The sequence below is a fragment of the Psychrobacter sanguinis genome, from assembly GCF_020736705.1.
Classification (GTDB): domain Bacteria; phylum Pseudomonadota; class Gammaproteobacteria; order Pseudomonadales; family Moraxellaceae; genus Psychrobacter; species Psychrobacter sanguinis.
The window spans coordinates 3198201-3212119 of the sequence record NZ_CP085990.1 but is presented as its reverse complement, the minus strand read 5'-3'; the positions used below and the strand labels follow the sequence as shown (position 1 = coordinate 3212119).

Genomic DNA, 13919 nt, shown 5'->3' with positions numbered 1-13919 from the left:
CCAACTATGAAAAACTTTAATAACGTACCACATAATGATGAAGTAGAGAATATAACTGATTTTAGTCAGTATCCAGACCCAAGTGGCCACTTTGGCATTCACGGTGGGCGCTTTGTTTCCGAGACCTTAATGGCAGCATTAGAGGAACTGGAAGCTTTATATTATCAAGTCAAACAAGATCCCAAGTTTTGGGAAGAGTACCACAATGATTTGATTAACTATGTGGGTCGTCCTACACCACTGTATCACGCCAAGCGCTTAAGTGATGAAATCGGCGGTGCACAGATTTATTTTAAACGTGAAGATCTGAACCACACGGGTGCTCATAAAGTAAACAACACCATTGGTCAGGCACTATTGGCTAAGATGAGTGGCAAAAAGCGTATCATTGCCGAGACAGGGGCAGGCCAGCATGGTGTGGCGACTGCGACCATTGCTGCACGTCTGGGGCTTGAGTGTATCATTTACATGGGCGCTGATGATGTTGAACGTCAAAAGATGAACGTGTATCGTATGCGCTTGTTGGGAGCCAAAGTCGTGGCGGTTGAATCAGGGTCACGCACCTTAAAAGACGCCATGAACGAAGCCATGCGTGATTGGGTAACCAACGTCGATACTACTTATTATATTATTGGTACGGTAGCCGGTCCGCATCCATATCCTTTATTGGTTCGCGACTTTCAAGCTGTTATTGGCAAAGAAGCCCGCATTCAGCATTTAGAGAAGACTGGGAAACTCCCTGACGCTTTAGTGGCCTGTGTGGGTGGTGGCTCCAACGCAATTGGTTTGTTCTACGAGTTTTTAAATGATAAAGATGTGAAGATTTATGGCGTTGAAGCCACAGGTGATGGCTTGGACACAGACCGTCACTCAGCGCCCTTAGCAAAAGGCCGAGTCGGGGTATTGCATGGTAACCGTACTTATTTAATGGCTGATGATGATGGTCAGATACTTGAGACTCATTCAATTTCAGCGGGCCTTGATTATCCTGGCGTAGGTCCTGAGCATAGCTTTTTAAAAGATGTGAAGCGTGTGCAATATGTAGGCTGTACAGACAAAGAAGCGTTACACGGCTTCCATGAAGTGACTCGCAAAGAGGGTATTATTCCAGCGTTAGAGTCAGCACATGCTGTGGCGTATGCTTTGGAGTTGGCTAAGACCATGACGCCTGATCAGAGTATTATTGTCAATATGTCAGGACGTGGTGATAAGGATTTACATTCAGTTATGAAAGCTGAAGGTATTGAACTTTAAAGATATCGCGACATTCGTAATGACTGACTTAGTGTGAATGGCTGAAGTATTAATAATTAAAGTATCAGTAATTAAAGTATCAACTACTAAGTTAGTCCTTAATTTAAGCGTTAAGTGAGTCACTCTTTGAATTAGCCTATGGCATTCAGGATAACTGAGTATCTAAAAGATTATTTATTAAGGGAATATTATGACCCGAATTGAAACCGCATTTGCAGATTTAAAGCAACAGAATAAAAAAGCCTTAATTCCTTATGTTATGGCCGGTGATCCATCGCCAGACAGCTTTGTCGGTACTTTGCATGACTTAGTACAGCATGGCGCAGATATGATTGAAGTGGGCTTGCCATTCTCAGACCCAATGGCAGATGGTCCAACAGTCGCATTGGCGGGTGAGCGAGCTTTAGCAGGGGGTACCAGTACTCACCAAGCATTGCAAATGGTTAAGCAGTTTCGTGAGACTAACACTAGCACACCGATTATTCTAATGGGTTATCTAAACCCGATTGAAATTATTGGTTATGATGAATTTATAAGATTATGTGCTGAAGCTGGTGTTGATGGGGTCTTGGTAGTTGATCTACCCCCCGCTGAGTCAGGTGATTTTGTAGAGCATTTGGCCCAGCATGATATGAATAAGATTTTCTTATTATCTCCGACCACCTTACCTGAGCGTCGTAAGCAAGTGATGACCCATTGTGGCGGCTATATTTATTATGTCTCCTTAAAAGGGGTCACCGGTTCTGCAAGCTTAGACACGGCAGCGGTTGGGGAGCAAGTCCGAGCCATCAAACAAGAAACGGACTTACCTATTTGTGTAGGCTTCGGGATTCGTGATGGGCAGTCAGCCGCGGCCATTGGTGAATACGCTGATGGTGTCATTGTAGGCAGTGAACTGGTGAAAAACTTTGCAGGGCTTGATAGCCAGTCAAGCAAAGAAGAAATTGCCGCAGCTCAAGCCAAAATTATGCAAAAAATGGATGAGCTACGCCAAGCCTTAGATCAACTGGCCTAACTCGAAAGACTTTTTTACTGATATTAATCTGATGTGTTTATGACAAATAAAAGTAATTCGCCCAAAACCAAAACCTCTGAAAAGACAGTTGATGCTGGACTTAAATCTAATAAAGCTGCACCGAATGAAGCGCATTCAGGCGGTACATGGTTGACTCGCCCTGTACCTCGTGTGCAGCGTCATAGCCTGCCTCAACTGACGGCGGTGGAGACAGAGCCTTCTACGCAGTGCCCACAGTGTCATTCGATGATTACCAATACCGCTCTAATTTTTAACAGCTACGTTTGCCCTCATTGTGATCACCATTTGGCCATGACAGCACGTGAACGCTTGGCTGGATTTTTAGATCTTATTGAGGAAGAGTTGGGTCAACAGTTTACTACCGGTGACCCCTTACAGTTTGTGGACAGTAAGCCTTACCCCCAACGTATGCAGCAAATGCAAGACAAAACGGGTGAAACCGAAGCGCTTATCGTGTTTAAAGGCAAGCTGCGGGAGATGGATGTGGTGGCCTGTGCGTTTGACTTCCGTTTTATGGGTGGCTCGATGGGCTCAGTAGTGGGTGATCGCTTTGTACAAGCTGCTGAAGTAGCCTTAGAACATAAGATGCCATTGGTTTGTTTTGCTGCCTCTGGTGGGGCACGTATGCAAGAAGGGGTGTTATCACTGATGCAAATGGCACGCACTGGTGCTGCTATTGAGCGTTTACGTTTAGCCGGTGTGCCTTATATCGTGGTGCTAACCAATCCTGTTTATGGTGGGGTGACAGCGTCATTAGCCATGCTAGGAGACATCCATATCGCAGAGCCAAAAGCGATGATTGGATTTGCCGGTAAGCGTGTTATCGAGCAAACGGTGCGTGAGACGCTAGAAGAGCCATTCCAACGTGCTGAATATTTATTGGAGCATGGGGTTATCGACCAAGTCGTACATCGTCATCAGCTCAATGACACCATATACCGTCTATTGGCCAAACTTATGCACCTCTAAGTTTTTGGTTCTAATCTTTGCGCTAACTATTTATAGGTATTGTAAGTGTTGACTTGCAATACCTAAGTTATATGTTTTTAATGATTTTATTTTACCCACTGAGAGACATCGTGATTACTACCTCTTCAACTCCAGCCATAACTTCTGACTTAACTCCCAACCAATCCAGTCCTTTATCAGACTGGATTTATTATATGCAGCAAATACATGTCTCAGCAATAGACATGGGTTTGTCTCGCGTCATACCAGTTGCCAATCATTTGGGGCTAATACAGTCCGCTAAAGATGATGCGTATGTTTTCACTGTGGCCGGTACTAACGGTAAAGGGTCGACCACAGCAGTCATCAGTGAGGTCTGTCAACAAGCGGGTTATAAAACCGCACTTTACCAGTCTCCGCATCTTATAGATTTTAATGAACGGGTTCGTATTAATGGCTGCCCTGTGGGAGACAAGGTGCTAATTGACGCCTTCTATCAGGTTGAGCAGGCGAGACTGGCATGTGATTTGACTCTATCTTTTTTTGAAATGACCACTCTGGCAGCTATGCTTATCTTTGCTCAAGCAGATTGTGATGTTTGGGTGTTAGAAGTCGGCTTAGGTGGACGTCTAGACGTGGTCAATATTATCGATCCGGACTTGGCTGTTATTACCAATATCGGTATTGATCATGTGGATTGGCTAGGCGATACCCGCGAGAAGATTGGTTATGAAAAAGCGGGCATACTACGTGAGGGCATTCCCTTAATATATGGTGAAACGGATATGCCTGAGTCTGTGCTTGCTAAGATAGAAGAATTACAGTGTCCTTATTATCAAGTCGGTAAGGATTATGATTTTGCTGAGCAAGAGAAGGGATGGCAGTTTAGTAGTGCCAATATTACTTTACAGTTGCCTAAACCTAAGTTGTCTTTAATTAACAGTAATAATGCTGTGGCAGCTTTGCTTGCCAGCGATTTAACCATTACTACCGAGCATATTAAATCAGCACTTGCTAAAGTGAAACTTGATGGTCGTTTTGATGCCAGAGACATTCAAGAACGACATTGGCTCTTTGATGTGGCACACAATGAGCGGGGCATGACTTTTTTATTGAGTCAGTTTCTACCGTTATGGCAGCAACATAAAGCGCACTATCCTAAGGCTGAACTGCATGTGGTCTTCTCAATGTTGGCGGATAAGGACATAGACCATGTGGTGCAGTTATTGGTTGATTCAAAGCTACCTATTAAAACGTGGCATGTTGCTGAAATTGACCATCCTAGAGCAGCGCCTCTAAAACAGTTGACTGAGGTATTGCAACAGCATAATCAACAGAACATAATAACCTATGATAATTTAGGGGTAATAGGTGATAAAGTCGTTGGAGTAACTACTGAAGAGGACCTGATCTTAGTATGTGGCTCATTTCATACCATAGGTGAAGTGCTACAGCCATTAGTCTAAAAATACTGCAGCCATTGATTTAGATATTTGACAGTTGTTGTTTTAAAAGAACTAAAACCAATAGTATAGCAGCGACTTAAATTCCTATCGTCCAAAATGAATACTGTTTTAACCCCTTTGGCCTTCTAGTTAGTGATGGGCAAGGGGTTTTTTGGTCTTTACAGAACTCTCTTAAAGAACAGCACTAATATTATCTATGTTTAGGGTTTCAGTAGATGGCTATTTAATTATTTAGGCTTAACAATATTTTAGCTCAAAAATATTTCACTATTGATAGTAATAAGTTTTTTGTTATGATGACGTCTATTTGCGTAAAAAATCTTAATAAATCTATAGTACAATTAAACTAAATTTAAAAATACTGTTTAGATTTAACTGTGACTTTGTGTTATAAATTAATCACCCTGTGTAGTAACAGTGTAGTATTATTGCAATATAATCCTTTATAATAATAGTGAATTTAATGGTAATGTATCGGGATGAATAGTTTAAAATATTTTACCTATTGATGCTTTTGCATCGCATTATCTCTCATAGAATAAGTTAATAAATTATGATGTCTAGCTCTCAAAAAAATAAATTACTACTGGCACTAAGCTTAATGGTTGGTTGTACTCTGCCAACTTATGCCAATACGGTAGTTACTGATGTCCAAATTAACTCATTAATATCTCAAGCGATTGAGACGCATCCATTGGTCGGTTCAGCTCGTGCAGAGCAACAAGCGACCACTGAGGGAATCAATGCTGCAAAGCTTAATTTATTACCGACACCAAGTATCTCAACTAGCTATGGTAATAATGATGATATCGTATCGGAGATAGGTATTCGCCAACCTTTATGGACAGGCGGTCGACTGACAGCCAACGTCAACCAAGCCATATTTGATGATAAAGCGGCGACTGAAAATATTTATGAGCAACAAAACCAAGTGGCTAAGACCACGATTGAGGCCTGGCAAACTTATATCGCAGCCGTGGCCCAACAAAGGGTCTACTTAGAAACTATAGACCAGTTGCGCAAGTTTGAAGCCATGATGCAGCGCCGAGTGAGTCAAGGGGTCTCCGCCCGTATTGAACTTGACTTAGTGACTAACCGTATTTTGCAAGAAACCAATGCCTATGAAGCGGCACGAGAACAACAACATATTGCTGAGGCTCGATTACAACAAATTACGGGGCGTGCGCTACCTAGAGGTAGTGAACACAATGTTCCGCAATTAAACCTATTGGTGGATCAAGCCAAGAAAGCCTCTGCGGGATTTGAAAAACTGGCCTTTAGTGAAGCCAGTTTTTATAACCCCACAGTAGTTAAAGAGATGTTCCAAATCGAATCTGCAAAGCAAGAAGTAAAAGCACAAAGTGCCACAAGATATCCCACTGTTTATGCTGAGTATAAGCATACCTACGATCACGATACCAATGAAGATGATGGCCAATTTTATGTGGGCTTGAATTATCAGCCAGGGGCGGGCTTTTCTAACCTTGCTTTGACTCGTGCCTCTGAAGCCCGAGTAAATAGCTTGATTCAGAATAAAGAAGCCGCTCAGCGTCAGGTAATGGAAAATATCCAGATTCAATACCAGCAATTTGCCAGTGCCAGAAGCAGAGAATTATCTCTGGTGTCTGCGGTGGCTGGTGCACAAATCGTATTAGATTCTTATCAGCGTCAGTTCATTGCCGGACGTAAGTCTTGGCTAGAGGTTTTAAACTCAGTACGTGAGTTAAGTGATTATCAAATAAACTTGGTACAAACCCGTTCTGATATTTTGGGTTCATTTTATAAGCTGCAGGTAGATTTTAGTTTGATGCCTTGGCAAAAATATGTCCATAACCGTCAACCTATAAAAATGTTCAGCGTTAAAGATCCAGTAAAAGAATGGGTAGATACGCAACAAAACAACGTTCAAAGCAAACAGTTTGGATATGGACAACAGCGTCAACCACAGCCACAGGATGAGTATATTCAAGTAAATCTGCCGGCTTCTGTTGAACAGCAACTCAATCAAGGCGCTTATATAATGATTGATGAAGCGGGTAATCCTATAAAAATAACGGTCGAAAAACCGGAGATGGATGAGCTTAATAATAGCCCAGCTGGCACTCAACAAGACTTGAATAACTAGTTTGTAAGCCGGTAAATTTTGAGCATTGAGGTTTTGAGAAGTTAGTGCTAAATCAATTTTAGACTCTAACTATAAGGCTGTAGAAAGCTGTGGTTTGAAATTAAACAAGCGGTTAATGTCGAGATTTCAACGGTCTTCACAGCATGCTTCTCACGAATATAATAAAATTTTAATAAGTGATCATTATGAGTACTAACCAACACCTCTCAGATAATATAGAGTCAGATAACTTAGGGTCACACCATGAGTTAGTGCCGAGCTCAAATGAGCTCACGACGGCGCAATCTTTAGCTGATGCTTTGCGACATCTTTTAAGTCAGCAAGGATATCCGGTAGACAATATTCGACTTCAAGATATCATTAGAAAACATGATAATCCAAAAGCTGAAGAGCAAGGTCGTGGTATCAATACCTTAGGCGGTTTTGTTGAAATATTAAGAGGCTTAGGAATTGAAGAGTCTCCCGAAATTTTAGAACAACCAGATGCTGCATTTTTACCTTTAATTGCTTATCACTCACGTTATGGATGGGGGTTGATCGATGGCAAAAACCCACAAGGGGCTTGGAACTTACGCCAAGAGGCTCAGACTCGTCATGTGATATTAGATGAGTTGAAGTTGGTATTGAGGCTGCGCTTAAAAGACGATCATATCAAAAAGAAAAGTGCTTCTTTTACTACTTTATTGAAAAAGGACTTGTCCAACTATAAAGGCGTGGTAATAGAAGCCGTCATTGCTTCTTTCTTAATTAACTTCCTGGCCTTGGCCGTTTCTTTGTTCTCAATGCAGGTCTATGACCGAGTTATCCCCACTCGCAGTGAGTACACTTTAATTATCTTAGCCAGTGGTGTGGCATTAATTATTATCTTTGAAGCTTTTATGAAGTTTGCACGCTCAAAGATTATGGATAAAGTGGTGATTGGGCTTGATCAGTACTTATCGCGTGAGGTTTTTCAGCGCCTGTTAAAAGTGCGCATTGACCAAATGCCTGGATCAGTAGGTTCGATGGCGGCTCAGCTAAGAGGGTATGAGCAAGTACGTAGTTTCTTTACGGCCAGTACCTTATTTGGTCTGGTTGACTTACCAATGACTATTATTTTCATTGTTCTTATTGCTTATATTGCGTCACCGCTAGTGGCTATGGTGCCTATTATTGCCGCGATTATCGCCATCGCTATGGGATTAACTGCCCGTAAGAAAATCGATGCGATTGCTGCAGAAGGGGCCTCGGCTTCTTATTATAAAACAGGGCTTTTGGTAGAGACCGTCGAAGGTGTCGAGACTATTAAAGCAGGCGCGGGAAGCTGGAAGTTTTTATCACGTTGGTTAGATGTGATGAATGTCACAATTAAAAACGATCTGAGTATGAAGCATGCCAATGACTACTTAAGTTATTCGGCGCAAATGCTACAGCAAGCCAGTTATGTAGGTATCGTTATTGTTGGCTCATTTGTGGTAATGAGTGGGGACATGACAATGGGGGGCTTGATTGCTTCTTCAATTTTGGGTGGCCGTGTACTCGCACCTGTTATGTCTATTCCAAACTTACTGGTACAGTATTCTCATGCGAAAGCTGCTAAAGGCATGATTGAGTCGATTTTCGCCCTTGAGCAAGATAACCATGGCGTTAACTATCCTCTATCACCAACCAAAATTAGAGGTCATTATCAGGTTGACGATATGGTGTTTAATTATGTGGGTAACGACCGACCTGCTGTGGTTGTGAAAAAGCTAGTCATTCAACCTGGCGAAAGAATCGCAATTCTAGGCCCGATTGGTTCTGGGAAATCGACTTTATTAAAATTACTTTCTGGATTATATGCCCCAACATCGGGTCGAATTTTACTAGATGGTTTAGACATTCAACAGATTAGTCGTGAATCACTAAGCGAGCAAGTAGGGTATTTACAGCAAGACCACCGTTTATTCCAAGGTACTTTGCGTGAAAACTTACTGATTGGTATGCCAGCCCCTAATGATGATGTGCTGCATGAAGCCTTACAAAAAACAGGTCTAATTAACCTTGTTGCTAACCACTCAAGCGGTCTAGACCTTCCTATTAGTGAGGGGGGACGCGGCTTATCTGGCGGGCAAAAGCAGCTGGTGGCCTTTACCCGACTATTACTAACTAAGCCCTCAGTTCTTTTGATTGATGAACCAACGGCATCTATGGACAATCGTCAAGAGCAGCGCTGTATACAAGTCTTACGTGGCGAACTACAACAAGGTCAAACCTTAGTCGTATCTACCCATAAAACTGCCTTATTAGATTTGGTTGATCGTATTATTATTATGGACAATCATCAAATCGTCATGGATGGTGCCAAAGATGCGGTACTGAAACAGCTGATGCAAAATGAGCAAGCTAAGAAGCAAGGTGTGCCAGGACGAATAACTGAACAAGCGGCGCCTAAAGCAGCGATTAAAGCAGTACCCACTAATCCTAACTCTCCTCAGGGCAGCGGTCCCCAAACACCGCCGACTGCACCGGGTGATCAGCCGAATAAAGGCGGTACAGACGGTCACCCTACTTTTAATAATGGGGCACAGCCAACGTCAACTGTAAATACCAATGGTCAAGTAAATACGCAGCAGACCAATAGACAAGCTAGCAATCAAAGCAATACTGTGGAAACCAGCAAGCCAAAGATTATTATCAAGCCAGCTTCAGAAAATCTAGGTAATGTGTCTAAATCTGCACCAGAGAATGGGGCAACAACAACTCCTATCTCCGAACTAAATACTGCTGCCAATGAAACAAGGCCACCAGTAAATGATACGGCCAATACCATTGTCATTAACCCCACATCTGAAGAGAAATAGGCATGTCTGAATATCAATATACTCCTACCAAGCCCAAAATTGGTAATGCTCGCCTCACTATCTGGATTGCCCTTGTCGGTATTACCATATTATTAGTTTGGGCCTACTTTGCGAAGATTGACCAAGTGACTCGAGCGAAAGCGACAGTTATTGCTAGCGCCAGAACTCAGCAAGTGCAAGCCTCGGACGGGGGAGTGCTGACGGATATCTTAGTATCAGAAGGGGATGAAGTTAAAAAAGGCCAATTGTTAGTGGTGCTTGAAGAAGAGCGAGCCAAAGCCGCTTATGACAGCTCAGCGACTAAATCCGCTGCCCTGCAAGCTCAGTTGGCACGTTTAAATGCTGAAATATTTGATAAGCCTTTGTCTTTCCCAGCAAGTGTGCGTCAATATCCGGAATATGTCGAAAACCAAACTCAATTATATAATCGTCGCAGACAAGCGATTAATGAAGAAGTATCTTCTCTAGAGAAGATGTTGGTTCTCGCTCAAAAAGAATTAGATATGAATGAGCCGTTATTAGAATATGGCGACGTTAGTCAGGCTGATGTCATCAAGCTACGTCGTCAAGTCGCTGATATTGAAGCTCAGATCAATAACAAGCGTAATAAGTACTTTGAAGACGCCCAAGCCGAGATGACCAAAGCTCAAGAAGAATTAGACAGTGAGCTTGAGCAATTACGTGACCGGACTCAGGTTCTAGAAGAAAAACGCTTATTGTCTCCTCAAGATGGTAAAGTCAATAACATCAACATCACCACGATTGGTGGTGTGGTTAAGCCTGGTGAAGTTATTATGGAGTTATTACCTACCAGTAGTGACCTTATCGTAGAAGCCAAGGTAAGCCCTGCAGACATCGCGTATGTTAAAGAGGGGCAAAGAGCTTCGGTTAAACTAGATGCTTATGACTTCTCTATTTTCGGTGCCATGAACGGAACAGTGACTTATATCAGTCCAGATACCTTAATGGAAACTACCCCTAAAGGCGAAGAGCCTTACTACCGCGTACTGATCAAAATCGGTAAAGCAGAGTTCGCTGGACGTGGTGATGAGATTGTCATCAAGCCAGGTATGACAGCCAGCGTCGATATTAAAGCCATGGAACGTAGTGTCTTGTCTTACTTAACCAAACCGATTACTAAGACCCTGTCTGAAGGTCTAGGCGAACGTTAATGACGGGCCTCAAAGCGATAACTTTTTGGAGAGGTGCTGAGAGGCTCAAAGTGAATGGTTTTGTGGTGTTATTTAATTAGAGCGTGTGTTAAACCCGATATTACCGAAGTTTTTGAAATAAATTCAATTTTTTTGCAAAAAAGGTTTGACACACACTATTAAATCTATATAATACACACCCACAGAGCGAGACCTTAGTAACAAAATAACTAAGATTTTCTCTGGTTTAAACCTAAGATTGCCTTGCAGTTTAAATGGTTTTTGGGTGATTAGCTCAGTTGGTAGAGCGTCTGCCTTACACGCAGAATGTCGGCGGTTCGAATCCGTCATCACCCACCACTTATTGCTTTTTATATTATAAGCACAGTGGTTAAAGATGTTATACGACCTAAGCAGCGGTAGTTCAGTTGGTTAGAATACCGGCCTGTCACGCCGGGGGTCGCGGGTTCGAGTCCCGTCCGCTGCGCCATATTTTAAAACTTAATAAGCTTTAATTAGCTTAATAGTTTCAACCTCAAGTACCTGTACTTGAGGTTTTTTTGTGCTTAGTCATTTCTCCTTAATTTGCCTTTCTGCATAATTTCCCTATAGCAAGGTTATCTATCGTTTTGTGAATTATCGTTTAACACTAAATACTGCTAATAAAGTTAGCTTCAACATCTCTTATAAAATAAACAACAAAAAATAATAGTTCAGCTTAGGTACTTTAGCTATCCTAATAACTCATATTTAGTAACTCATGAGCTTTTCATTTCTTGTGCTCATTACTTTATTTAATATGCGGTTGAAGTATCTACTACACTACGTGTTCTAAGCGTTAATCGCTATAAAGTGTTGATTGCCATAATCAAAATATAATAATCATAAAAAAGCACAAAACCAAAGTACACCCCATATGTCATAAACTATGGGGTTTAATTAATAACAAAATTAAAAAGGTAAGTTATGCAACATTTCTATCCTCTATACCTCGCAAATAAAGCCCACGAAGGAGCAGATGACGCTCTTGAAGTGGTCAATAAATATAATCAAGAGACTGTCGCAGAAGTGGCTCGTTCTGATAGTGAGTTATTAGAACAAGCTATTCAAAAAGGATTAGAGGCCGTTCCTGCTATGCAGGCGTTAAAGCCTTATCAAAAGCAGCGTATCTTATTAGACTGCGTCGCTAAATTTACTGAGAGATTTGATGAATTTACGGAAGCGTTAATAGCGGAAGGCGGTAAACCTGAAGCAGCAGCAAAGGCTGAAGTTAAGCGTTTAATTGCTACTTTTCAGTTTGCAGCTGATGCGGTAACAACAGTGCCTGAAGGCGAGGTTTTACCTTTAGATTCGACAGAAGCCAGTGCAGGCTATCGTGGCTTTAGTAAAAGAGTGCCTATTGGGTTATGCGGGTTTATCTCTCCCTTTAACTTCCCACTAAATTTAGTCGCTCACAAAATTGCCCCTGCCATCGCTGCAGGCTGTCCTTTCATCTTGAAGCCTGCTAGTTATACACCTATTGGGGCTTTGATGATCGCGGATGTGTTGGCAGAAACTGACCTACCTGAAGGGGCTTTTTCAATATTGCCGATGTCTTCAAAAGTGGCCGACGTGTTGGTCACGGATGAACGTATTAAACTACTGTCCTTTACCGGTTCTGATAAAGTAGGTTGGGACATGAAGGCACGTGCTGGCAAGAAAAAAGTTGTGCTTGAGCTAGGCGGTAATGCGGCAGTGATGATTGAACCCGATGCTGACCTTGAAAAAGCCTTACCTAGAGTCATTACAGGCGGTTATAGTCAAGCAGGACAGGTATGTATCAGTGTTCAGCGCGTCCTGATTCATAAAGATATTTATCAGTCAGTAAAAGACGAGTTAGTCGCCTTGGCAAAAGAAGTAAAATCTGGTGACCCTAGTCAGGCCGACGTGGTCATTGGGCCGATGATCGATAAAGGAGAGCTTGAGCGTATTCAACAGTGGATTGATGAGGCGGTTGGTGAAGGGGCTACCTTATTGTGTGGCGGTGAGGTAGATGGCTTAGTTATGAACGCTACTATTTTAGAGAATGTCAGTCACGAGTCAAAATTATATAAAGATGAAGCTTTTGGTCCGGTAATGATATTGGAAGCTTATGATAATTTTGATAAAGGCATTGAACTTGCTAATGACAGCCGTTTTGGCTTACAAGTGGGGGTATATTCCTCTAGTATTAATAAAGCAATGCAAGCGTGGGATCATATTGAAGCGGGTGGGGTGATTATTAATGATGTACCTACTTTCCGCGTTGATAATATGCCCTATGGCGGTGTTAAAGATTCAGGATTTGGGCGTGAAGGTGTTAAGTATGCCATCGAAGACATGACTGAAATTCGCTTAATGGTCATTAAAGATTAACGTCTCATTCAAATAACGCCCCATTTATTGTTAAAAAATAGCCCCATTTTGCGATGGGGCTATTTTTTTAGATATCTATTATCATTTTTATTTTCAAAAAGTTAGCATCATTTTTAAAGAGTTAAACTAGCTTCTAAAGCACGATTAGTCTTATTAAACAGTCAGCATAATTTAGAAACAGATAAGAAATAGTTTAACGAGAGGCTGGGGTATGAAACTTAAATATCTGCCACAATTCCTCTTCATTATTTACAATATCTGCCAAGGTATAATCATCCATTACTTTCAAAAAGGCTTGTGTGGCTTCGGCAAATACTGATTTTAATTTACACACAGGAGTAATGGCACAGCTTTCAGAATACTTCATAGGAGTGTTCAAAGACTCAACTTGGTTTTCTTGTGGCTTTGTTCTTGAAGGAAGTAGAGCGAAACAGGGGACCACATGGAAGTCTGGCTCTGTCTGGCGGATAACTTCACCCAAAATAATATCAGTAGCAGGTTTGGCCAAGCGTATGCCGCCATTTTTACCTCGAATACTTTCAATATAGCCAATTTGTGCCAGCTGATGAATAACTTTAGTGAGATGGCTACGAGAAATTTGATAGCTATTTGCAATATCAGTAATCGTGGCTAAGGTATCTCTGTCTGGGATCACCGCAAGATACATTAAGGTGCGTAGCGCATAATCGCTATAGTTAGTGAGGCGCATAATTTTACCCCTTA

9 protein-coding genes and 2 tRNA genes are annotated in these 13919 nt (G+C 41.9%); 10 read left to right on the top strand and 1 reads right to left on the bottom strand.

All coding sequences use genetic code 11. The annotated features are described in order from the left end of the window. The first annotated feature begins 6 nt into the window (after window positions 1-6). The 10 genes from trpB to LK453_RS13465 all read left to right on the top strand — a co-directional run bounded on the left by trpB (window position 7) and on the right by LK453_RS13465 (window position 13196). Window positions 7-1254 (top strand): tryptophan synthase subunit beta, encoded by a 1248-nt coding sequence (gene trpB, locus LK453_RS13510; protein ID WP_201535883.1) that lies wholly within the window; start codon window positions 7-9, stop codon window positions 1252-1254. A 190-nt stretch (window positions 1255-1444) separates the two neighbouring features. After that, window positions 1445-2269 carry a tryptophan synthase subunit alpha gene (gene trpA, locus LK453_RS13505; RefSeq protein WP_201535886.1) on the top strand — a complete coding sequence of 275 codons (825 nt, stop codon included), beginning with the start codon at window positions 1445-1447 and terminating at the stop codon, window positions 2267-2269. 39 nt (window positions 2270-2308) lie between these two features. Further along, on the top strand, window positions 2309-3259 hold the full coding sequence (gene accD, locus LK453_RS13500; RefSeq protein WP_227674335.1) for an acetyl-CoA carboxylase, carboxyltransferase subunit beta: 951 nt from the start codon (window positions 2309-2311) through the stop codon (window positions 3257-3259). A gap of 71 nt (window positions 3260-3330) precedes the next feature. Continuing rightward, window positions 3331-4704, top strand: coding sequence for a bifunctional tetrahydrofolate synthase/dihydrofolate synthase (gene folC, locus LK453_RS13495; protein ID WP_201536047.1), 1374 nt, complete (start codon window positions 3331-3333; stop codon window positions 4702-4704). Window positions 4705-5257: 553 nt separating this feature from the next. Beyond that, a complete protein-coding gene (locus LK453_RS13490) occupies window positions 5258-6829 on the top strand; it encodes a TolC family protein (protein WP_007393945.1) in 1572 nt (523 codons plus the stop codon). Window positions 6830-7014: 185 nt separating this feature from the next. Then, on the top strand, window positions 7015-9651 hold the full coding sequence (locus LK453_RS13485) for a type I secretion system permease/ATPase (protein WP_201535889.1): 2637 nt from the start codon (window positions 7015-7017) through the stop codon (window positions 9649-9651). A 2-nt stretch (window positions 9652-9653) separates the two neighbouring features. Beyond that, window positions 9654-10823: an HlyD family efflux transporter periplasmic adaptor subunit gene (locus LK453_RS13480; protein WP_201535892.1), complete on the top strand. Its 1170-nt coding sequence runs from the start codon at window positions 9654-9656 to the stop codon at window positions 10821-10823. Window positions 10824-11086: 263 nt separating this feature from the next. Beyond that, window positions 11087-11162 (top strand) — tRNA-Val (locus LK453_RS13475). A gap of 53 nt (window positions 11163-11215) precedes the next feature. Continuing rightward, window positions 11216-11292: transfer RNA gene (locus LK453_RS13470), tRNA-Asp, on the top strand. 476 nt (window positions 11293-11768) lie between these two features. Beyond that, complete coding sequence (locus tag LK453_RS13465) at window positions 11769-13196, top strand: aldehyde dehydrogenase family protein (RefSeq protein ID WP_201535895.1); 1428 nt, start codon at window positions 11769-11771, stop codon at window positions 13194-13196. 193 nt (window positions 13197-13389) lie between these two features. Here the strand turns inward: LK453_RS13465 and LK453_RS13460 are convergent, their stop codons facing one another. Beyond that, on the bottom strand, window positions 13390-13905 hold the full coding sequence (locus tag LK453_RS13460) for an Rrf2 family transcriptional regulator (protein ID WP_201535899.1): 516 nt from the start codon (window positions 13903-13905) through the stop codon (window positions 13390-13392). Between the last annotated feature and the right edge of the window lie 14 nt (window positions 13906-13919).